Source organism: Bacillus cereus group sp. BfR-BA-01382 (genome assembly GCF_022663475.1).
GTDB classification, from domain to species: Bacteria; Bacillota; Bacilli; order Bacillales; family Bacillaceae_G; genus Bacillus_A; species Bacillus_A thuringiensis_S.
Genome location: NZ_JAKUFQ010000095.1, coordinates 1 through 21132, shown reverse-complemented (window position 1 = coordinate 21132; position 21132 = coordinate 1). Strand labels below are relative to the sequence as shown.

Below are 21132 nucleotides of genomic sequence, written 5' to 3'. Positions count from 1 at the left end.
ATGGAAACGAGCAAGGGAACAATGGTAGGGGGTCTCAACAAGAAAATAGGGGCCACCAGCAAGGGAATGAAAAGAAGAATCAATAGAATATGGAAGTGAGAGATTCATTTCAAAGCTAAAAGGATTTCTCTCGCTATTGTGGGCAGTAAAACTCCCATCTCAAAATTTGGCTTGGGCAAAGAAGTTAGGTGGGGGTTGGGCTGCTTGTAAATGCCCAATTGGTGAGGGCTGATTAAAGTTGCACTTTATTATTCTATAGTTCTATTAAGAAGGAGTATGTGAAAAATATAATGGAGAAAAACATTCAACAAGAGAAAGATAAAGAAAAACCTGTTTTTTATGATCCGAAAGGAAGGAGAAACATAGCCTTTATTTGGTTTCTATGTATCTCAATAGTTAGTGTAGGTGTTTTATTTTATTTTTTCTTTCAAAGTATTTTTTCAACACCAGAAATTCCAAACATGAATCCTACTGTAAAACAAGATACGAAACCTGTACCAATTAATCAAAAACTTAGTGAGGAGCAGTTAAAGAACGAAGAATTCAAGCCAAATACCGAAATGAAGGATAATAAAAATTTGGTGAATTCGACAAACGATAGTAAACAACCTAAAGAAGTGTATGGTTTTTATGTAAACTGGGATGAAAATAGTACCGCTTCTTTAAAAGAAAATATCGATTCATTAACCACGTTAGTACCAGAATGGTATCATTTAAAAGAAGATTTAACGATTAGAAGTGAGATAAAACCTGAGATTGTAAAACTAGCCAAAAAAAATCATGTGAAAATTATGCCGTTACTTACTAACTATACAGAAAAAGCTTCTGGCCCTGATAGTGAGCTTATCCATAAGTTACTGAATTCGCCGAATGATGTGAAGACGAAATTTATTAATGATTTAGTAAGCCAAGTTAAAAAGAATCAGTTTTCAGGTATTAATATTGACTTTGAGGCCGTACCTGAAAGTGATAGAGAAAACTTAACAAATTTTATGAAAGAACTTACTACGGAATTTCATGAACATGATTTGCTCGTTACACAAGATGTTCCAGCTAATGATAAGGCTTTTGATTATAGTGCGTTAGCAAAAATAATAGATCGAATGATTGTAATGATGTACGATGAGCACTATGGAGCCGGGGAACCAGGACCAATTGCTTCAAATAAATGGTTCCAACATACATTAAAAGAACTGAATATTCCGTCTAATAAACTTATAGTTGCTTTCGGTAACTATGGATATGATTGGGAAGTGAATAGTAAAGAAGCTGCGAAGTCTTTAACTTTCTCAGAAGTTATGGCAATGGCTCATGATTCAAATATGAAAATTCAATGGGATAACATGAGTGGAAATCCTTATTTTAGATATAAAACAGGAGAGAAAGAACATACTGCATGGTTCTTAGACGGTGTTACTCTCTATAATCAAGTGAAAATCGCAATGGACAACAATGCAAAGGGGGTTGCGTTATGGAGATTGGGAGCAGAAGATCCTACAATATGGAAAGTTTTAAAAAATCCTATTGAGGCACAAAAAAATCCTAATGTATTACATAAAATCAATAGTTTAGATGAAGTAAATTATTCTGGACAAGGTGAAATTTTACAGATTGAGAATGAAAGAAAAAATGGATTGAGAGATTTTAAAGTAGGCAAAGATGGTTATCTTACAGATGAAGTATATCAATCCTTACCATCTGCATACGAAGTGCAACGATATGGAAAACCGAAAGGGAAACAAGTAGTATTAACATTTGATGATGGACCAGACCCGAAATATACGCCAGAAATTTTAAATATATTAAAAGAGAATAAAATAAAAGCTGCTTTTTTTGTCCTTGGTGAAAACGCACAACTAAATCCTAGTATTGTAAAAAGAATATACGATGAAGGGCATGAAATTGGCAATCATACTTTCAAGCATCCTAACGTAGCTGATACGTCTTTACTACGAACAAAAGTAGAACTTAATACGACGCAACGTCTGATCCAGGAAATAACTGGGCATTCTACAGTTTTGTTTAGGCCACCATACGAAGCGGATGCTAACCCGGATTCCTCAAATGAAATAGTGCCTATTTTACGGGCACAAAATATGAACTATACAATGGTAGCAGAAAAAGTGGATCCCGAAGACTGGGCAACACCATCAACAAATGAATTAGTAAAGCGTGCTCTTAATCCCGTTTATAAGGGAGAGGGAAATATTATTCTTCTTCATGATGCGGGAGGGAATCGTACCCATACAGTAGAGGCGCTCCCCATCATTATCAAAGACCTAAGAAAGCATGGATATAGTTTTGTAACAATCTCGGATTTAATGAATAAAGAACGAGAGGAAATTATGCCTCCTGTTTCTTCAGAGGGGAAGCAATATTTACTTTACAATAAAGCTGTCTTTTCAGGGGCAGGATACTTTAAACATATATTAACAACTATTTTTTATGTTGCTATTGGATTAGGGATTTTTCGATTCTTATTCTTAATTTATTTTGCATGGAAGCAGAAAAGAAAAACGCTATCTCGCTATATTAATTCGTCATATCAACCTTTTGTTAGTGTTGTCATAGCGGCATATAATGAAGAAAAGGTGATAGCTAAGACGATTCGCTCAATTTTGGATAGTAATTATAGAGAATTTGAAGTTATTGTTGTGGATGACGGATCGACAGATGATACGTCAAAAGTAATGAAAGAAACATTTTATAAACACTCTAAAGTTCGTTTCATTCAGAAAGAAAACGGCGGGAAATCATCGGCAATGAACCTAGCGTTTCAACAATCGCGAGGAGAAATCATTGTTACTTTAGATGCGGACACTATTATTGCGCAAGACGCCATTTCTCTAATGATTAGACACTTTGAAGATCAGAATGTAGCAGCAGTTTCAGGTAATGTTAAAGTGGGGAATAGACGAAATTTGTTAACTACTTGGCAACATGTTGAGTATATTACAGGGTTTAATTTAGAACGTAGAGCTTTTGATGAGTTAAATTGTATTACAGTTGTTCCAGGAGCTATTGGGGCGTGGCGCAAGAAGAATGTAGTTGAATCTGGATATTTAAGCGAAGATACATTAGCAGAAGATACGGATCTTACTATTACATTTTTACGTCAAGGGCATAGAATTGTATATGAAGAAAAAGCGTATGCTTTTACGGAATCACCTGAAGATGTGAAAAGTCTTATTAAACAGCGGTATCGTTGGTCATATGGTACGCTCCAATGTCTTTGGAAACATCGAAAAGCTTTGTGTAATTCAAAACATAAAACATTAGGGTTTATTGCATTGCCTAACATGTGGTTATTCCAATATGTTCTGCAATTCATTGCTCCTTTAGCGGATATATTAATGATCATGGGGCTATTTGGTAGCGATCCGCTAAAAGTTTTAGGATTTTATTTTGTATTCTTTTTATTAGATCTGCTCGCATCTCTGTTTGCATTTAAATTAGAGGAAGAGAACCCTAAACCGTTAGTGTGGTTAATTTTACAACGCTTTATTTATCGTCAATTTATGACTTATGTTGTCATTAAATCTATATGTTCATCGCTTCGAGGAGTAGCGGTAGGATGGAATAAACTAAAGAGAATGGGGAGTGTTAAACATTCCACGGAACATAAGGAGGCATCATAAGAGAGCAGACTATCTGCTCTTTTTTTATTGATTTTAGTAAGTTGAATATAGAGTAGTGGTGAGACATTATGTTAAGATTCTCCTTTAGTTTCGGATTAAAGTTTTTTTATATTTTTTTAAAATGACGGACATAAAAACGCATATACCTTCGAATTATATATATGGATAACATAAATATGTATATAAAAGGGGAGAAATAAGATGAGAGAAAAAAAAGAAATGTTTCAAGAAATTGCTGAGGTGTTAAAGGTATTGGCGCATCCCGTTCGTCTATCTTTAGTAAAAATAATGCTTGCAAAAGGCCCTACTAATGTAACAACAATGTATGGGGATTTACAAATGCCTCAAAGTACAATTAGTCAACATTTATCTAAACTAAAAGCTGCTAAAATGGTTACAGGTACTCGGAAAGGATTAGAAATTTATTATGAGGTAACGGACAATCGCACAAAATCAATATTAGCATGTTTAGTTTAAATACTGATTGTCTAGACATTAAGAAGAGGATGCAAAAGTAATTCTTTGACTACAATTTTTAAGATTTTATACAAAAGTAATATGTATAAGTGCATGTGATTTTCTTACTAACATAAGTTGTATGTAGGGTGGTTATTAATTTGTTATACTTCTTAATTAGCTTATTTTATTAAAAATTAGTAAGGTGAAGGATTATTTATGTACACATGAAATATTTTATAAAGAGTACGACTTTACTCCAAAGTTACATTTTTAGTTTTTTATCTATAGATCTAATACTAAAGGGAAAATAACTGAAATATAAATGTAATTGAAAGGAGTGGAGTAACAATGGAGGTAAGCCTTTTTTTAGGATTTTTTTGGGGGTGGATAACGGTTATCATCTCAGGAATACTTTTTGTACGACCATCTATACTACGTGAACTGAAAAAATTAGTGGTAGAAGACAGAGGATTTGGAATTATGTATGGCTTTCTATCAATTTTCCTCGGGTTAGGTACTGTTATCTTACATAATGTTTGGACACTTAATTGGCAGGGACTCATTACACTTATTGCATGGCTCGCACTATTAAAAGGGATTTATGTAATTGCATATCCTGAACCATCCAAGAAAACCGATTTTGAAGTAAGAGTACTATCTACTCGTATAGTGCTTGCTATCCTTGGTGCTTTATCTTTATGGATGCTTTTCATACTTTATATGAAATAGAGACAAATATTTTTGATCATGGGAGTATATAGGTGAGGAGTTTTGGGTAGTCCTTTGGAACGGGATTTTATAGTTAACTGTAAATATAGTGTTTCTTCCCTTGTAGATATGTTTTTATAAATAGTGAGATGGGCAAAACGAAAAGAGTCCTAAATAAATAGGATTCTTTTCGTTTTATAAAAGTGAACTTATTTTGTATCACTAATACAATGGATGATTATTTTTCCGGACTATTCGCAGTTATCTATCTTGGTATACTCAATGGTGGCTATGTGACCATCCGGTCGAATCAAAACGGTATCTATATTTTTTAACTTGGAATCTTGTATTTCTCCTATTATCACCTTTATGTGTGAATCAATATTTATTTTATTTATCTTATCTATATAAGTAGGGTGTATTAATAAAATAAATTTACCATCCTGCATTAATTCAAAGAGTTTATAACTTTTCTTATTTAGAGAAGAAATAGTGAGGTTTGTACATCTTTTTCCTATCAATGGATGCCTTTCTATATCGTGCATCGACGAATACATTATCCCTAAGCCACTTACTCTTTCAGATAAATCTTGATTTATCTCGGGGTATGTAAGTAGGTACGAAAATAAATCCCTCAATTCCATTCCTGCGTTTGAAAAGTTTATCATTAATTGTTCTTGCGCTTGTACTTCCTTGAAAAATTGTTTTCCCACAGCATGTCTTTCAATATGATAACTTTCTAATAGGCTTTCATATTTTTTTTGTTTTATTGCGAGTCCTAATTTCCATCCTATATTAAAAGCATCTTGTAGACCTACATTCAAACCTTGTCCTCCAGCAGGGAAATGAATATGTGCTGCATCCCCAGCTAAGAATACACGCTTATGTTGATAAGTATTTGCTAGTTTGGTTGCATTGCCAAAACGAGAAAGCCATATTGTGCTCTTAATTTGAAGATGTTTACCTGTAATACTATAAATACTATCTATAAACTCTTTTTCTGTAACAGCAACATGAACAGGTATTGTCTGATTCTTAGGGTCAATAATTGCAAAACGAAATACATCAGGTGTAATAGGTACCATCATTAATATCCCATTTATATTAGAAGTAGATAAAAATGGATTATCTGGTATACCTTCTAAAATAACATCACCTAATATAGCGGTAGTTGTTGTGTTTGTTCCATTAAACGGTATATTTGATAATTCACGAACTATACTTCTTGCTCCATCAGCTCCTATTACATATGGAACTTCTATTTTATATATTGTTTCTCTTTGTTCTATTTCTAGTTGTACGAATGTTTCATATTGTTTTAAGTCTTTCAGAGTATGCCCGCGTTTAATGACTACGCCTAATTCTAATGCATGTTCTTCTAATATTTCTTCTGTAATAGATTGGGGAATAAAAAGTGTATACGGAAAATCAGTATTTAAATTTTTAAAGTTTAATCTTGTATCTAAGGCAGCAAAATGACTTGTATTTAATTTCTGTCCTCTAGCTAAAAATCTATCTGCAATACCTCTCATAGCCATCAATTCTAAGGAACGAGGGTGTAGTGTGAGTGCTCTAGAATTTCGTACCCGGTCTAATCTTCTCTCTAAAACAACAACTTTTACGCCTTGGATAGCTAATTCACATGCTGCCATAAGTCCAACTGGACCACCACCAACTACCGCTACATCATAATAATTGTCCATATCATGCCCTCCATTTATTTAATTGTTTAAGAGCTAATGTGAAAAATTGTAAATAGATTAATGATATCTATTGTACATATATAATTATACTTCATTTTAGTTTCTTCGGAAACTAAAATGAAGTTCCTAGGAGAAGTCTACATAGTAAGTGTGTAGTTAAAGCTATATATCGTTTCTGCAGCTTCTTCTGCTTGTGCTATTTTTGCTAAAAATGCTACTGCTGTAGTTCCATATGGGAGTTGTAAAGGTCTTTCCGCTATTCGTAGTTTTAATGAAGTAGTAGTGGTTTTAACTCGACTTCAAATAATTCGCTTTCAATTTCATTAAGTGCATACATTGATACAGGGTGTGGAGAGGTATTAGATAAGACTTGTGATGAAAGAAGTGCTCCTGATGAGGAGTAAAATGTAACAAACACTTGTGAAAATGGAGGGACCATAATGATTACACGGTCAGTTTTTTGTAACGTATTAACCAACTCCAAAATAATATAGTTTTATAAAAATCAAAAAAAAAATAGATAAATATAAAGATATTATTATGGGTACTTTTCCGATAGTGAATTAAGAAAATTAATAAACTCTTTATTTTATTGTAAATAATTTAAGAGCACACAAATATGCGCGCTCTTAGAATAGAAAGGTAGTTTTCTATGAGTAGGGAGTCCTCATATAATAAAATATGCTTGTCCAATTTAAATGTGAGAAGTTTTTTATAAAAATGCTATTTGGTAAGTCTATGTGAAAAATCACCTTGTACAGGAACTCTTTGCAAAGTATTTTGTCTGCAGTCATGATTATTAAAGTTGATGAGAGCTGTTATTCGACTAATAAAACCACATCTCAAATTGTTGACTATATGTCTAACAACTAGGATGCGGTTCAATGAATAAAAAGTGTCCGAGCAAAATATAAGGTGAAAAGTATAAGATACTTTTGTTATAAAGAGTATTTATAGATGAATGTTATTGTTTTTTATTTCTGAAAGATTTGGGGTTCTAAATTACGAGTTGTTGGAGTCCCTCTAATATAAAATTTCAGTAGAAATATTGAACTACTAATATGAATGTAGAAGATTTAATAAAGACGGTAATGTTTTTTTAGTCATGTAATCTTTTCAATTGATGATCTTTTCCCCATTCACATAGTTCATCCATAATTTGCATTAAAGATTTCCCATATTCGCTTATTGTGTACTCAACCTTTGGTGGAACTTCTTGATATACAGTACGATGGATAATTCCATCAGCTTCAAGTTGCCGAAGTTGTTGAGTCAGAACTTTTTGCGTAATGTTTGGAATTTCTCGTCGGATTTCATTTGTTCGCATTTTTCCATCTATTAAGACACATAAAATATGAACTTTCCATTTTCCGCCGATTACATCGAGTGTCGTTGCAATTGGGCAGTCATCATTTTGATTCATATAACACCTCCACAGGTACTTTAAGGTTCCTATAGCACTTTAAAGTACGTACTTTTCAATTATATGTGACTCATTCATACTAATACGTAAAGGGTTGAATAATTTATAAAGGGGATGAAAAATGATGAAAACACTTGTAATTGTAGCACATCCTGATATTGAAAAATCAAAAATTAATAAAAGATGGATTGAAGAACTTGAGAAATATTCGGATGAAATTACGGTGCATGAATTGTATAAAGTGGCACCGAATTGGGAGTTTAATGTGGAAGAGGAACAAAAGCTGTTAGTAGAACATGACCGATATATATTTCAATTTCCTCTCTACTGGTACAGCTCACCACCTTTATTGAAAAAATGGTTCGATGATGTATTAACATATGGGTTTGCATACGGATCACAAGGAGATAAAGTGAAGGGAAAAGAATTTGGTGTAGCTATTTCTATAGGTGGATTAGAAAAAGACTATGAAAATAGTGGGATTACAATGGATGAGTTGACGAAACCATTCCAAGCTACATGCTTATATACAGGTATGGAATTTATACCTTCCTTTTATTTATATGGTGCAGAATATAAACTAAGTGATGAAGAGATTGATAAAAGTGCACCTGAATATGTGCAATATGTGATGAACAAGAAGTATTCTAATATATAATGAAAAATAGCCATTTACTTGTGAAGTAAATGGCTATTTTATATTCTTCTTATATTCACTAAGTGTAATCTTTAGTAAATTAATAGTTAATCTGGTAAAATAAAAAACCTAACATATATAAAGGGGAGTTTTACTTGAGAACGATGCAAAAATTATTACAAAAAAGAGCAATGCAATCACCAAATTTGGAAGCGCTTGTAGGCGGAGAGAAAAAGTATTCGTTTCAGCAGTATAATGAACGAGTAAATCAGCTTGCACATTATTTGTTACATAATGGTGTGCAAAGAGGAGACCGTATAGGAATACTATGCAAAAATAATCACCCGTTTCCAAGCGTTATGATGGCAAGTTTAAAAATTGGAGCGGTATGTATTCCGCTAAATCATCAGCTTACTGCTTATGAATTAGAAACGATTGTAAAAGAAGCGAAATTAAAAGTATTAGTTATTGATGAAGAATTTAGTGAAGTATTATTAAAGATTGATGCTGTTAAAGAAATCCCTTATGTAATTCAAACGACAAAAGAAGGCTTTGGTTCATTTGAATTAGAGTTGCAAAAACAGCCAACGTCAGAACCGAACGTAGAAGTTCATGAAGAAGACGATGCCATTTACTTATTTACTTCAGGAACGACTGGACAGGCGAAAGCATGTGTAATTGGACATAAAAACTTGCATCATTATTTTGCTGAAATTGCGGGCCAAAGAGAAATCCCAGCAGGTGAACGTTTTTTATCCGTGCATCCATTGTTCCATATGAGTGGCGTGCTTTCTATTTTAAATTGTATTTATCATGGCGTTACGATGATTTTCTTAGCTGATTCGAATCCTGCTATTATTTGGGATAAGATTGAAGAAGAGAAAATTACTACGATGCTTGCGTTCCCAGCTGTTTATAGTTACATGCTTGATGAATTAAATAAAAAAGAACGTAATATTTCAACCTTTAAAGTAGCACAAAGCGGTGGTACAAAAGTGCCAGAAACACTCATTCAAAAATATATGGAAAAAGGAATATATATGGTGCAAGGCTATGGTAGTACAGAAGGTTGGGTTGTAACCTCATGGCATCCAATGATGGGAAAAGAAAAGATGTCTTCTGTAGGAAAAACCTTGAAAAATGTAGAGGTGAAAATTGTTCATCCGGAAACAGGACATGAACTAACAACAAATGAAGTTGGAGAGATTCATGTGAAAAGTCCATACATGTTTAAAGGGTATTGGAATAATGAAAAGGCGACAAAGAAGGTAGTAAAAGATAACTGGTTTAACATGGGTGATGCTGGCATGATAGATGACGATGGATTCCTGCATATTATGGGAAGATATAAAGACGTTATTATACGCGGTGGTGACAATGTATATCCAGATCAAGTAGAAGATGTTATTCATGAAATACATGGTGTTTTAGAAGTTGCAGTAGTTGGAGTTCCAGATGACTTTTGGGGAGAAGTTCCAAGAGCTTACATTGTGAAGGATGGCGAAACAACATTAACAGAAGAAAGTATTACTCAGTATTGTAAGGAGAAATTAGCCAGTTACAAAATACCAGAAGTGGTATTCATAGAAGAATTACCGAAAAATGCTTTAGGAAAAGTGTTGAAGAGGGAATTACGAGATGTAGTTCTTATGAAATAGAAAATTATGAAACGATGGAGAACCCAGTTATGTATAAAGCATGACTGGGTTTTTATGTATCAAAAACATAATAATTTACTAGATTTTGTATTTCGTGTAAGATAATAAAGAATATTCAATTAATAATTCGAGGGATGAAATTAAATGAAGCTACCGTTATTAGAAGTAGAGACGGATAGACTCATTATCCGTCCATTTCAAAAAGATGATTACGAAAGTTGGTTAGATGGATTTAATAAGAGACTGCCATCGCAGTATAAATATGACGATGGCTATCAAGTTCTGGTATCATCAACAAAAGCATGGTTCACGGAATGGATAAGAGGTTTTGATGAAGCAGCACATAGAGATGAGATGTATGTATTAGGCATTTTTCGTAAAGAAGACGGAGCTAATATTGGAAAGTTAGAGCTGATAAAAATTTTACGAATGGATTACCAATGGGCGATGATGGGGTATTCCATACATAATCAATACTGGAAAAATGGATATGGCATAGAAAGCGTGAAAGCTGCGTTATCGTTATTTTATAATAGTCTTCATTTTCATAGAATTGAATTACATATACATGTTGATAATGAGCCATCTGTTCGTCTTGCGGAACGATCAGGTTTTTCTTTTGAATGCGAGAGAGAGGCGTTTTCTTTAGAGAATGGTAAGTGGATGGATTTTCTTATTTATTATAAAAATAAAGAAATGAACAAATAAGGAGAAAAGAAAATGAAGACTATAAACGTATTTCATTACGACGCATTTACGAATAAACCAAATAAGGGAAATCCAGCAGGTATTGTATTAGAAGCAGATGGATTAACGGAAGAGAAAATGCAAATTATTGCTGAAAAAGTTGGATATAACGAAACAACTTTTGTTCTTTCTTCAGAAGTAGGAGATATAAGAATGCGTTATTTTACACCTGGTTTTGAAATGGATTTATGTGGTCATGGGACAGTAGGGACGATATATGCTTTGCGCGAAAAAGGTTTATTAGAAGAGAAAAGTAACCTTACGATTGAAACGAAGGCTGGGATTTTACCGATACAAATAGGTGTAAATAAAAATGGAGAAACCTTTATTAAAATGAGACAGGCAGCACCTCAGTTTAAAGAATTTACAGGTTCAAAAGAAAAATTAGCTCATAGTATTGGTTTAGAAATAAATGATTTAGATGTAAGTTTACCGATTGTATATGGAAGTACTGGTAATTGGACTGTAATTGTACCGATTAAAAATCTTAATGCATGCGAGAGAATGAAACCTAATAATGCTGCATTTCCATCAGTATTAAAAGAAATACCTAATGCTTCTATTCACCCAATTTGTCTAGAAACTTATGATGAACTAGCACAAATGCACGGCCGTCATTTTTCATCAGCTTACGCTGGGACGATTGAAGATCCAGTGACAGGAACAGCTTCAGGTGTAATGGGAGCGTATTATGCGGAGTATTTAGAGAAAGATTTTGAACATGAATTGGATTTAATCGTTGAGCAAGGACAGGAAATAAATAAAGATGGTCGTGTAACTGTTTATGTAACGAAAGAGATAGAAAACGAGAAGTTACAAATAGATATTGCTGGAACAGCGGTGTATGTGAAAGAGTTTGAAGTTTCAATATAAAGTGAAACTTTAATCAGTGGGGGTTTTACTGCCCGGTGAATAGCAAGATAAAAAAGAAAGCCCGGAATACATCCGGACTTTCATTATCTGTTCAATACTTCAATGTACGAACCATTTCCGGTTGTTCTTAAAGCGGAGCGGAAATTATTATTTTCTAACGCCACAGCAACTTGTTGTAACTGCTGTGCATCATCATGATGGATAAGTAAGCTGTCAGCACCGCTTTCTTCTATATGAATGTGTTCGACATTTCCGATAGCATCATGTACAGCTTTTAAAAATTCAGGTTTCATGGTGTCCTCCTATATGTATGTAACGTTGTTATTTAGTATTTCCTTATTTTTGAAATATAAAAGTAAATGAAAGGAGAAATAAAATGAATATAACGCAGTTTAACGAACAGATAACATCATTATTTGAAGAGCATCTTCACAAATATGGCGATGATGAATATGGTTTTACTCATATAAGTAAAGATGAATTTCACAAAATCGGTTACACAACAAATCTGACATTAGAGACGATTGAAGAAGCGTATAAAAATGGAGTCGATATGATAGTTACACATCATGCGCCGTGGAGTTTTTTATTTGGTATGGAAAAGGCTTGTATTGAGAAATTGAAGCAATATGAAATGAATCATTTTTGGATTCATTTGCCGTTAGATTTTGTAAAGTTTGGCACGTGTACGTCGTTATTTAACGGAATTGGGATAGATACAATACTAGAATATTCCACGTATGAGGAAGAAGAACTACCGGGAATAGGAGAATATAAAGAAGCGATTCCTTTTTCAAACTTAGTTGGAAAACTGGAAGAAAAAATGGAAGAGAAAGTGAAGAGCTGGAGAAATCATGATAAACCAGTAAAACGGATTGCGATTTTAACCGGTGCAGGAAACAATACAAATTTAATTGAACGTGCATTAGAAAAAGGATGTGACACGTACATAACAGGTGAAAAAACATTATATACAGTGCAACATGCGAAATTTAAAGGGATTAATTTAATTGTAGACAGTCATACTTTTACAGAAGTGTTTGGTGTAGAAAGTTTGGCTCATAAATTACAAGACAGAGACCCGGCAATAGAAATTATTAGAGTATATGAAGAGCATTTAGAGTGATGAAATCACATCACATTACCATAAATGGAATGAACTATATGATGGAATATTGAAGAAAGCCATTGTAATAAAATAAAATTGTTGTTTGCTATATTAGGATGGTTGGCAGGATTCCCCTCACGTTTGTCAAATAATAGTAAAGTTGTCTTTTAAATTAAGGGAATATTCCGAATTAAAGGGTGAGAGAATGGAAATTTCAATAATCACTGCACAACTAATTAAGGAAAAAGTTATTTCACATTATCCAAATAGCGTAAAAGCATTAAACGGGGGAACGACAAGTACTGTATATTTGTTGGATGAACAATACGTTGTAAAGTTGAATGAATCGGATGTCATACGTGAAGAAGCTTATTTTCTTCAGTTTTATAAAAAGGACGAATTATTTCCAAAGCTTTTATATAAGGAACCTTTAAATCGCTATATTGTTTACTCATTCCTTGAGGGCACAACGTCTTGCAAACTAGGCCATAAACGGAGTGTTCTTTGTAAACTTGTAAAGGAAGTTATCAATAAGTATGAAGTGGCTACAGAGGTTGATGGCTGGGGATGGAAAGAAAATCTGCTTCAATCTTGGAGTGAATTTTTAACAACAAATGTGATAGAAGCTCATGAAAATGTAAGACGTTACATAAGTGAAGAAGAGTATAGAACGGTTCTTAATTTAGCAAATAGGGATGCTGGAATAAATCAGCCATTTTTATTGCATGGTGATCTTGGATTTCATAACTTTATATTTAAAGAGAATAAACTGCACGGTGTAATTGATCCTTTACCAGTGTTAGGAGATCCTATATACGATTTAATTTACGCGTTTTGTTCAACTCCGGAAAATTTAACAAAAGAAACAATTAATTATGCGATGAAACAGTGTGTATTTCATAAAAAAGACTGTGATTTATATGAAGAAATAGTCATAGGATTATATTTACGTATAGACACATGTTTAAGACACCACCCGAAAGATTTAGAAGATTATTTAATAGCTTGGCGTTATTGGATGGGTGAAATTAAGCCGGCTTTATAGCACAAATATTTTTGGGGGAGATAGTGAAATGAATGTTGCAGAAGCGAAAAAGGATTTAGCAATAAAAACGAAGAGAGGCTTACCGATTATATTAGCCGGCGTTTTATTTTGGATAGTTATGAGTATAACGGGATTTGTTCTTTCTGAAAAACAAGTGGTGTGGGTATATTTAATCGGTATGGGCTGTGTGTTTCCTTTTGGCTTAATGATAGCTGCTATATTGAAAATTGATATGTTTGCGAAAGGAAATCCGTTAGGGGTTTTGGCAGGCTTAATTGGTGGGATAAATGTATTGAATATTCCACTTGTATTACTTGCCTATTTTCAATTTCCAGAATGGTTACCTTTTGTAGTAGCGATGTTAATAGGTGTTCATTTTATTCCGTACGTATGGATTTATGAAAGTAAAAGTTATGGTTTATTGTCAGTAGGGACTGTATTTGTAACGTCAGTTTGTGGGATTCTTTTTGCAGAAAAAGGATTTATTGTAATTCCATTATCGGTTACAGTTGTCTATTTACTTACTTTTATAAGTTTGTTAATTGAAAATAAAAAAGCAGATCATTATCAACAAAAGTCAGCTTAATAAAGAAATAGGGATAGGGGGAATTATTATGGAAAATTTCGTTTGTACAACGTGTGGTGTGCAGTATGCAGCGAGTGTAGAAGAACCGGTGAGTTGTCATATTTGTGATGAAGAGAGGCAATATGTTAACCAAAAAGGACAATCTTGGACGACACTAGAAAGCTTACAAACAGGTGATACATATAAAAATGAAATAATCGAAGAGGAAAATGGACTTTATAGTATTACGACAAAACCAGGATTTGCGATCGGTCAAATTGCATTTATAGTGAAAACAGAGTCATATCGTTTACTATGGGACTGTATTACGTATTTAGATGAAACGACAATTGAGAAGATAAAAGAGCTTGGTGGATTAGATGCAATTGCATTGTCTCATCCGCATTATTATTCAACGCAGGTAGAATGGGCGGAGACATTTGATGTACCAATTTATATACATGAAGATGATAAAGAGTGGGTAATGCGCCCGAGTAGTCGTATTATTTACTGGTCTGGAGAGTCATTACAATTAGCTGATGGATTAGTCATTCATCGTTTAGGGGGACATTTTAAAGGTGGATCTGTCTTACATTGGGAAGAAGGTAATGATGGAAAAGGGATTTTGTTAACAGGTGATATTATTCAAGTTGTAGCGGATGAAAGGTGGGTAAGCTTCATGTACAGCTATCCAAACTTAATTCCACTACCAGCGAGAAAAGTGGAAGAAATGGTGAATCGAGTGAAGCCGTTACAGTTTAATCGTTTATACAACGCTTTTCATCGAGTAGTAAAAGAAAATGCAAATGAGGCAGTTGAACGTTCTGCTGAAAGATATATAAAAGCAATAGAAGGAAAGTTGTTTCATACGTAAAAGGAGAATAGCTTAATGAAAACGTTAGTATGCTTTGGAGATAGTATTACAGCTGATGAAACATTTTTTAATGGAATGCCGAGATTAACACCACGTTTGCAAGAGGTGTTTCCGAACTGGAAAATAGTGAATGCAGGTATTCCAGGTGATAATACATTTGATGCGTTAAATAGAATTGAAGAAGATGTAATATCATATAAACCAGATTTCGTAACAGTTTTTCTTGGTACGAATGATGCAGTCCCTTTTTCTCAAGTGTCATTACAAGCATATAAAGAAAACTTAGAGAAGATTGTGAACCAAATTTCATCAAATAAAGTACTACTGATTAGTCCTGCACCAGTTGATGAAGAAAGACAGCATAACAAGAACAAATAGAGTACTTGGTCAGTATGCAGACGTGGTGGAGGAAGTGGCGAGGGAAACAGGAAGTTATTTTCTAAACGTATTCGCTGAAATGATTCAAGAACGGGATTATAAAAGATTTGTAGAAAATGATGAAAAAGATGGATTACACTTTGGACCAGAAGGTTATGAGTATGTAGCGAAGTTAATTGGTGAAAAGTTAAAAGGGATTTTATAAGGAGCAAAGCACTTAGTGTTTTGCTTTTTCTTATTTCTTTCGCAGTCCATAAACTTATTGATTGCTGTAATTTGGACAAACGTTTTGCATTTGTATGTGCGTAAAAGGCTAGTACTGTTTTAAAGTAATATAAATTTATTTTTTAAAATTTATATTTCGTAGTTGAAAATCAATAAAGGTGTAACTATAATAGTTACAGTAAGTTCGTTGTTTTGAAATGTACACATTGAATTACAAGAATGAAGGGAGTTTTTATGTAAATCAAAAAGTTATAAAAATCTATTAATTTTTATAATGAGATAAAATGTTTTTTGTTCGCACAAATTATTAAATATGTTATTTCTAATAGAAAACTAGAGGTGGAAAAATGAAAAATTTTAAGGGTATGTTGATATCATCACTTGCAATTACAACTTTTGCTGGGGTAGGTACGACATTTGTAACAAATACAGTACATGCTGCTAATAACGATTCTAGTAAAATACAAGTTCGTTCTAATAAGAGTATAAACACAACAACTGGCTCGAGAGGGCTTGTATTATCAGTCAATCCTTATGATGAACCTAGATTTTCGAGACAGGGATATCTTGAAGAGGCACCTTTAGGAATTAATGCTCCTTATGCTTGGGGAATTAAAGGAGGAAATGGTCAGGGAGCAACTTTTGTAGATTTGGAAGAAGGCTGGTTATTAAATCATGAAGATTTAGTCGGTCAAAATATTGAATTTATGTCTGGAAAAATGAGTAATGATCTTTCTCATGGTACTTCAGTTCTAGGTGTTGTTTCTGCAGCTGACAATGGAATTGGGAACATTGGGATTGCACCAAAAGCAAAGGCAAAAGTAATTTCAGTGATCCGAGATAATGGGAGAATCGATGTAAGAGATGCTATTTTAAGTGCCGTAGATTCTTTACAGGCTGGAGATGTTTTATTAATTGAAGAATCCTTTAAATATGATGGATATGGAGATGACCCTTTACCAGTCGAAGTGTATCCTAGTATATTTAACGCAATTCGCAAAGGGACAGATAAAGGCATTATTATTGTAGAAGCAGCTGGTAATGGTGGGATTGATTTAGATGAATTTAAAGACCGTAATGGTAAACAGATTTTAAATCGAAATAGTCCAGACTTTAAAGATTCAGGATCTATTATAGTTGGAGCATCTACTGCAAGAGTTCCTCATAAACGTTTAGCTTTCTCTAACTATGGTAGTAGAATTGATGTATATGGTTGGGGAGAATATGTTGATACATTAGATACATATCAAAATCAAAATAGTAAAGGACAAAAAATTACAGATCAGAACATAATTAATCGTTATACTCCTAATTTCCGTGGTACTTCTAGCGCTTCGCCTATAATTGCTGGGGCTGCTGTATCGATTCAAGGGATTGCTAAAGAACATTTAGGTAAGGCATATTCACCAAAAGAATTGAGAGCAATTTTAAGTAATCCAAATACAGGCACAAAGTCTAATAACCCATCATCTGATAAAATAGGGGTTTTACCAGATTTAAGGGCGATTTTGTCTAACCTTGGATATAATAGTGATTTGACTACCAATGATCCTATGGTATTTCCAGATAACATAGAAAAAAATGAAGGAAAAGAAAATTCAACTTTCGTATTTCCAGGTGAAGAAACAAAAAGAACAGGTGATAAAAATTCAACTGTAACCTTCCCAGAAGAAGATTTAAAACAGGAGGAAAAAGAAGAGGGATTAATTGTTTTTCCTGATTAATAAAAAAATACTACCTTCCATTTGGAGGTAGTATTTTTTATTTCTTGTCATTAACAAGCAGGCATGAAAGTTGTATTTGTTTATCTTTCATAATGAATTTAACCACAAAGTCGAATATTTGACTGTTAATTAACTTTTTCTTCTCAATCAATTATATTAATTAATCTAGAAATGCTTGCTGCAATGCTTTGAGCCCATCGCTGTATATACCATGGAACAGATTAATTGCCTCTTCATCACTAACTTCAACAGGAGTGAACGTACCAGACCACTCTACTAATGATGTGTTACTTTCAGTACCTTTTTTCACCCGGATTGTAGATAAATAATTAGTGACCGGGAACGGTGCATTCATGATTGAATACGTGTAGTAGCGTTCCTTATCATTGAATACTTCTAAGCGTTCTATAATTGTATCACCATCTGGATTAGCTAGATGACGTACACGACCGCCTTCAGTTAATTTACTACTAGGTATATAAGGTAACCAGTCTGGAAGGGAGTTGAAACCTCCGATTAATTGCCATACTTGTTCAGGTGATCCGAAAATTTCCATAGATATAGTAGTATATGCCATGTTCATTACGCTCCTTTTCATCCCGGTATTTACGGGTAAATAATCAGTAGGGGATAAACCGCCCCGCTGATTAAAGTTTCACTTTATAGGTCCATAACTTATAGTGAGAATGAATTTTATCGTGGATTTTTTATTTGATATATAATTATAAAGTTAAAACTATATACTTTTAATGATTAAATTATATAATAAATATAGAAACGAAAATTTATGAGCAAGGAAGTTGAAAAATATGACATTAACAATGGGCTTTATTGGATTTGGAAAGTCAGCTAACCGCTATCACTTACCTTATGTAAACACACGTAATAATATAAAAATAAAAACGATTTTTGTACGTCAAATAAATGAAGAATTAGTGGATCCATATAAGGAAAAAGGTGTTTACTTCACTACTGATTTGGATGAATTGTTGAATGACAAAGAAATTCAAATGGTGACGGTCTGTACGCCAGCACATACGCATTACGAATTAGCGAAAAAAGTTATACTTGCTGGAAAGTCAGTTATCGTTGAAAAACCATTTTGCGATACAGTGGAACATGCGAAAGAATTATTAGCTTTAGGACGAGAAAAAGGTGTAGTAGTTATGCCTTATCAAAACCGCCGTTTTGATGGTGATTTTTTAGCTGTGAAGCAAGTAGTTGAACAAGGATTCCTTGGTGATATTATTGAGATTGAATCACATATTGATTATTTCCGTCCTGGTTCAATCACTCATGAAGCTCCAAAAGAAGAAGGTTCATTTTATAGTTTAGGTATTCATACGATGGACCGCATGATTTCACTATTCGGCCGTCCAGATACGGTGACATACGATATTCGTAATAATGAAATGGAAGGTGCGGTTGATAATTATTTCGATGTTGGTTTACATTACGGAAATCAGTTGAAGATTAAGCTGAAAACGAACCATGTCGTAGCAAAAGATTATCCACGCTTTATCGTCCATGGAACAAATGGATCATTTATTAAATATGGTGAAGATCAGCAGGAAAATGATTTGAAAGCGGGGATTATGCCTGAGAGTGCAGGGTTTGGTGAAGATTCACCGATGTACTATGGAGTTGCTAAATATCGTAATGCAAATGGTGACTGGATTGAAAAACAAATTAAAACGCCGCTTGGTGATTACGGTCGTTTCTATGATTCCGCGTATGAAACAATTATAAATGGTGCACCAAAACTTGTGAAAGACGAAGAAGCGGTAACGAATATTGAAATCTTAGAAAATGGATTTGCTGCCCCATCACCTTCAGTTTACAAACTTGAGGCTTTACATTTGAATGAATAGAAGAGAGTTTGCAGTATAAAGGAGGTATGAAAATGGCAAGCGGATCAACACAAGTAAAATACCTCGGCATTTATCAAAAGATTAAACAGCAAATTTTAGACGGTGAATATAAAATCAACGAAAAAATTCCGAGTAGCCCCGTCCTTGCTGAAGAATTTGGTGTTTCAGCCCTTACTATTAAGAAAGCGCTGGATCTATTAGTTAGAGATGGCTACATCATCCGCCGGCGCGGAAGCGGAACAGTGGTGCAAGATTGGCGTCAACAGGAAAAGGCACGAATGATTCAAACTTTAACGGGTACGAAAGCTGTATACGGCAGTGAGGTAGAAAGTAAAATTATCGAGTTTGCGATTGTTGGGGCTGATGAAGTAGTTGCTGAGAAATTGGGAGTTTCAATCGGTGATTTCGTCTATAAAATCATTCGCCTCCGCATCATTCACAGCATTCCGACGATTATGGAGCATACATGGATGCCAATTTCGGTTATCCCAGGTGTTGAGGCTTCTGTTTTAGAGGAGTCGATATACTCACATATTCAAAATAAACTTGGCCTTGAAGTAGGGACATCTGTTGTCAGGGTTAAAGGAATTCGCCCAGATGATAGGGAAAAGCAGTTTATGAACTTAACAAATCAGGATTTCCTAATGCGAGTTGAACAAGTAGCTTACTTAACGGATGGACGAACTTTTGAATATTCTTATGCAGATCATCTACCAGAAACCTTTGAGTTTGAAACAGTCATTACGGCAAAAAATTATAAAGAGACATAAAAAACGGTTGAGGCAAGTATTGTCTCAACCGTTTTTTTATCTTGGATAGAATTTACACATATAGTAGGAGCAGTTATTATTCATCGGCTGTAATCAGCATGGATGTGTTCCCGGTTTTTTCAAGATGAACTTCTCCCCAGGAACAGAGGGAATCGAGTATAGCTCCTAAAGACGAACCGTAATCGGTTAAAGAGTACTCTACTTTCGGTGGTACTTGGTCATATATTTTCCTTTGGATTACACCATCTTCTTCTAGTTCCCGTAATTGTTGCGTTAACATTTTTTGCGTAATACCAGGCATTAATCGTTTTAATTCACTCGTTCTTTTTGTCCCTTTTTTTAAATGACAAAGGATAACAACTTTCCACTTTCCGCCAATAACTTCTAAAGTCGCCTCTACAGGAATATTGTATGTTTTCATAAAAAAACTCCTTTGATGAATTTAGATTATAGTTTTGAGCCTAAATACGTTGTAATACTAAAATTATTTCTTTTTAGTGCCGATAACACTTTAAAGTACGTACTATTTATTGTGCGAAATGTCGTTCATAATAACTGATGTAAGAGAGAAGTAAGCAGAACTGCACTTTAAAGTGTATATATTACTTTTTAGTACCTATAACACTTTAAAGTACGTACTTTTTATTATGTTAAATATATTCCATAATAGCACTTGTAAGCAAGAAATGAATAAAATGTGCTTTGAAGTGCATTTGAGATTGGTTA

19 protein-coding genes and 1 pseudogene are annotated in these 21132 nt (G+C 33.9%); 15 read left to right on the top strand and 5 right to left on the bottom strand.

Features of this window, described 5'->3' with window-relative positions; translation table 11 throughout:
- The first annotated feature begins 290 nt into the window (after nt 1-290).
- The 3 genes from MR160_RS26520 to MR160_RS26510 all read left to right on the top strand — a co-directional run bounded on the left by MR160_RS26520 (nt 291) and on the right by MR160_RS26510 (nt 4826).
- Nucleotides 291-3638, top strand: coding sequence for a trifunctional glycoside hydrolase family 18/polysaccharide deacetylase/glycosyltransferase family 2 protein (locus MR160_RS26520; protein WP_242298484.1), 3348 nt, complete (start codon nt 291-293; stop codon nt 3636-3638).
- 201 nt (nt 3639-3839) lie between these two features.
- A complete protein-coding gene (locus tag MR160_RS26515; protein WP_001208312.1) occupies nt 3840-4115 on the top strand; it encodes an ArsR/SmtB family transcription factor in 276 nt (91 codons plus the stop codon).
- A gap of 330 nt (nt 4116-4445) precedes the next feature.
- Entirely contained in the window at nt 4446-4826 is a 381-nt protein-coding gene (locus MR160_RS26510) for a hypothetical protein (protein ID WP_000453955.1), read from the top strand.
- Between the two features lie 230 nt (nt 4827-5056).
- On the opposite strand, the gene MR160_RS26505 is transcribed toward MR160_RS26510, so the two are convergent.
- Both MR160_RS26505 and MR160_RS26500 read right to left on the bottom strand, forming a co-directional pair.
- Entirely contained in the window at nt 5057-6508 is a 1452-nt protein-coding gene (locus MR160_RS26505) for an FAD-dependent oxidoreductase (RefSeq protein WP_000371167.1), read from the bottom strand.
- Nucleotides 6509-7607: 1099 nt separating this feature from the next.
- Nucleotides 7608-7931 (bottom strand): winged helix-turn-helix transcriptional regulator, encoded by a 324-nt coding sequence (locus MR160_RS26500; RefSeq protein ID WP_001072962.1) that lies wholly within the window; start codon nt 7929-7931, stop codon nt 7608-7610.
- 124 nt (nt 7932-8055) lie between these two features.
- Between MR160_RS26500 and MR160_RS26495 the strand changes: the two genes are divergently transcribed.
- From MR160_RS26495 to MR160_RS26480, 4 genes are all read left to right on the top strand, one after another.
- On the top strand, nt 8056-8589 hold the full coding sequence (locus MR160_RS26495) for an NAD(P)H-dependent oxidoreductase (protein WP_002082441.1): 534 nt from the start codon (nt 8056-8058) through the stop codon (nt 8587-8589).
- A 143-nt stretch (nt 8590-8732) separates the two neighbouring features.
- Nucleotides 8733-10226, top strand: a complete 1494-nt coding sequence (locus tag MR160_RS26490) for a class I adenylate-forming enzyme family protein (RefSeq protein ID WP_242298483.1) — start codon at nt 8733-8735, stop codon at nt 10224-10226.
- A 144-nt stretch (nt 10227-10370) separates the two neighbouring features.
- A complete protein-coding gene (locus tag MR160_RS26485; RefSeq protein ID WP_000775342.1) occupies nt 10371-10934 on the top strand; it encodes a GNAT family N-acetyltransferase in 564 nt (187 codons plus the stop codon).
- A gap of 12 nt (nt 10935-10946) precedes the next feature.
- Nucleotides 10947-11846 (top strand): PhzF family phenazine biosynthesis isomerase, encoded by a 900-nt coding sequence (locus MR160_RS26480; protein WP_000849331.1) that lies wholly within the window; start codon nt 10947-10949, stop codon nt 11844-11846.
- A gap of 83 nt (nt 11847-11929) precedes the next feature.
- Here MR160_RS26480 and MR160_RS26475 read toward each other — a convergent pair whose 3' ends face one another.
- Nucleotides 11930-12139: a hypothetical protein gene (locus tag MR160_RS26475; RefSeq protein ID WP_098900495.1), complete on the bottom strand. Its 210-nt coding sequence runs from the start codon at nt 12137-12139 to the stop codon at nt 11930-11932.
- 83 nt (nt 12140-12222) lie between these two features.
- Here MR160_RS26475 and MR160_RS26470 point away from each other — a divergent pair, with 83 nt between their 5' ends.
- The 6 genes and pseudogenes from MR160_RS26470 to MR160_RS26445 all read left to right on the top strand — a co-directional run bounded on the left by MR160_RS26470 (nt 12223) and on the right by MR160_RS26445 (nt 17765).
- Nucleotides 12223-12972 (top strand): Nif3-like dinuclear metal center hexameric protein, encoded by a 750-nt coding sequence (locus MR160_RS26470; protein ID WP_242298481.1) that lies wholly within the window; start codon nt 12223-12225, stop codon nt 12970-12972.
- A gap of 187 nt (nt 12973-13159) precedes the next feature.
- On the top strand, nt 13160-13999 hold the full coding sequence (locus MR160_RS26465) for an aminoglycoside phosphotransferase family protein (RefSeq protein ID WP_000406146.1): 840 nt from the start codon (nt 13160-13162) through the stop codon (nt 13997-13999).
- Nucleotides 14000-14027: 28 nt separating this feature from the next.
- The gene (locus tag MR160_RS26460) at nt 14028-14585 is read left to right on the top strand and encodes a DUF7010 family protein (RefSeq protein WP_001099747.1); all 558 of its coding nucleotides are present in this window, start codon (nt 14028-14030) and stop codon (nt 14583-14585) included.
- 28 nt (nt 14586-14613) lie between these two features.
- The gene (locus tag MR160_RS26455) at nt 14614-15438 is read left to right on the top strand and encodes an MBL fold metallo-hydrolase (RefSeq protein ID WP_098900494.1); all 825 of its coding nucleotides are present in this window, start codon (nt 14614-14616) and stop codon (nt 15436-15438) included.
- A gap of 15 nt (nt 15439-15453) precedes the next feature.
- Nucleotides 15454-16021, top strand: a pseudogene (locus tag MR160_RS26450) (SGNH/GDSL hydrolase family protein).
- Nucleotides 16022-16388: 367 nt separating this feature from the next.
- Nucleotides 16389-17765, top strand: a complete 1377-nt coding sequence (locus tag MR160_RS26445; protein ID WP_044784238.1) for a S8 family peptidase — start codon at nt 16389-16391, stop codon at nt 17763-17765.
- A gap of 160 nt (nt 17766-17925) precedes the next feature.
- Here MR160_RS26445 and MR160_RS26440 read toward each other — a convergent pair whose 3' ends face one another.
- Nucleotides 17926-18342 carry an SRPBCC family protein gene (locus MR160_RS26440; RefSeq protein WP_000332041.1) on the bottom strand — a complete coding sequence of 139 codons (417 nt, stop codon included), beginning with the start codon at nt 18340-18342 and terminating at the stop codon, nt 17926-17928.
- 232 nt (nt 18343-18574) lie between these two features.
- Between MR160_RS26440 and MR160_RS26435 the strand changes: the two genes are divergently transcribed.
- Nucleotides 18575-19636 (top strand): oxidoreductase, encoded by a 1062-nt coding sequence (locus MR160_RS26435; protein ID WP_086390685.1) that lies wholly within the window; start codon nt 18575-18577, stop codon nt 19634-19636.
- Nucleotides 19637-19668: 32 nt separating this feature from the next.
- The gene (locus MR160_RS26430) at nt 19669-20406 is read left to right on the top strand and encodes a GntR family transcriptional regulator (protein ID WP_000146279.1); all 738 of its coding nucleotides are present in this window, start codon (nt 19669-19671) and stop codon (nt 20404-20406) included.
- A gap of 76 nt (nt 20407-20482) precedes the next feature.
- Here MR160_RS26430 and MR160_RS26425 read toward each other — a convergent pair whose 3' ends face one another.
- Nucleotides 20483-20827, bottom strand: coding sequence for a winged helix-turn-helix transcriptional regulator (locus MR160_RS26425; RefSeq protein WP_000860826.1), 345 nt, complete (start codon nt 20825-20827; stop codon nt 20483-20485).
- Nucleotides 20828-21132: the final 305 nt, after the last annotated feature.

Coding starts and splice junctions, on each gene's coding strand:
- MR160_RS26520 (WP_242298484.1), top strand. CDS start 291: ATGGAGAAAAACATTCAACAAGAGAAAGATAAAGAAAAACCTGTTTTT.
- MR160_RS26515 (WP_001208312.1), top strand. CDS start 3,840: ATGAGAGAAAAAAAAGAAATGTTTCAAGAAATTGCTGAGGTGTTAAAG.
- MR160_RS26510 (WP_000453955.1), top strand. CDS start 4,446: ATGGAGGTAAGCCTTTTTTTAGGATTTTTTTGGGGGTGGATAACGGTT.
- MR160_RS26505 (WP_000371167.1), bottom strand. CDS start 6,508: ATGGACAATTATTATGATGTAGCGGTAGTTGGTGGTGGTCCAGTTGGA.
- MR160_RS26500 (WP_001072962.1), bottom strand. CDS start 7,931: ATGAATCAAAATGATGACTGCCCAATTGCAACGACACTCGATGTAATC.
- MR160_RS26495 (WP_002082441.1), top strand. CDS start 8,056: ATGAAAACACTTGTAATTGTAGCACATCCTGATATTGAAAAATCAAAA.
- MR160_RS26490 (WP_242298483.1), top strand. CDS start 8,733: ATGCAAAAATTATTACAAAAAAGAGCAATGCAATCACCAAATTTGGAA.
- MR160_RS26485 (WP_000775342.1), top strand. CDS start 10,371: ATGAAGCTACCGTTATTAGAAGTAGAGACGGATAGACTCATTATCCGT.
- MR160_RS26480 (WP_000849331.1), top strand. CDS start 10,947: ATGAAGACTATAAACGTATTTCATTACGACGCATTTACGAATAAACCA.
- MR160_RS26475 (WP_098900495.1), bottom strand. CDS start 12,139: ATGAAACCTGAATTTTTAAAAGCTGTACATGATGCTATCGGAAATGTC.
- MR160_RS26470 (WP_242298481.1), top strand. CDS start 12,223: ATGAATATAACGCAGTTTAACGAACAGATAACATCATTATTTGAAGAG.
- MR160_RS26465 (WP_000406146.1), top strand. CDS start 13,160: ATGGAAATTTCAATAATCACTGCACAACTAATTAAGGAAAAAGTTATT.
- MR160_RS26460 (WP_001099747.1), top strand. CDS start 14,028: ATGAATGTTGCAGAAGCGAAAAAGGATTTAGCAATAAAAACGAAGAGA.
- MR160_RS26455 (WP_098900494.1), top strand. CDS start 14,614: ATGGAAAATTTCGTTTGTACAACGTGTGGTGTGCAGTATGCAGCGAGT.
- MR160_RS26445 (WP_044784238.1), top strand. CDS start 16,389: ATGAAAAATTTTAAGGGTATGTTGATATCATCACTTGCAATTACAACT.
- MR160_RS26440 (WP_000332041.1), bottom strand. CDS start 18,342: ATGGCATATACTACTATATCTATGGAAATTTTCGGATCACCTGAACAA.
- MR160_RS26435 (WP_086390685.1), top strand. CDS start 18,575: ATGACATTAACAATGGGCTTTATTGGATTTGGAAAGTCAGCTAACCGC.
- MR160_RS26430 (WP_000146279.1), top strand. CDS start 19,669: ATGGCAAGCGGATCAACACAAGTAAAATACCTCGGCATTTATCAAAAG.
- MR160_RS26425 (WP_000860826.1), bottom strand. CDS start 20,827: ATGAAAACATACAATATTCCTGTAGAGGCGACTTTAGAAGTTATTGGC.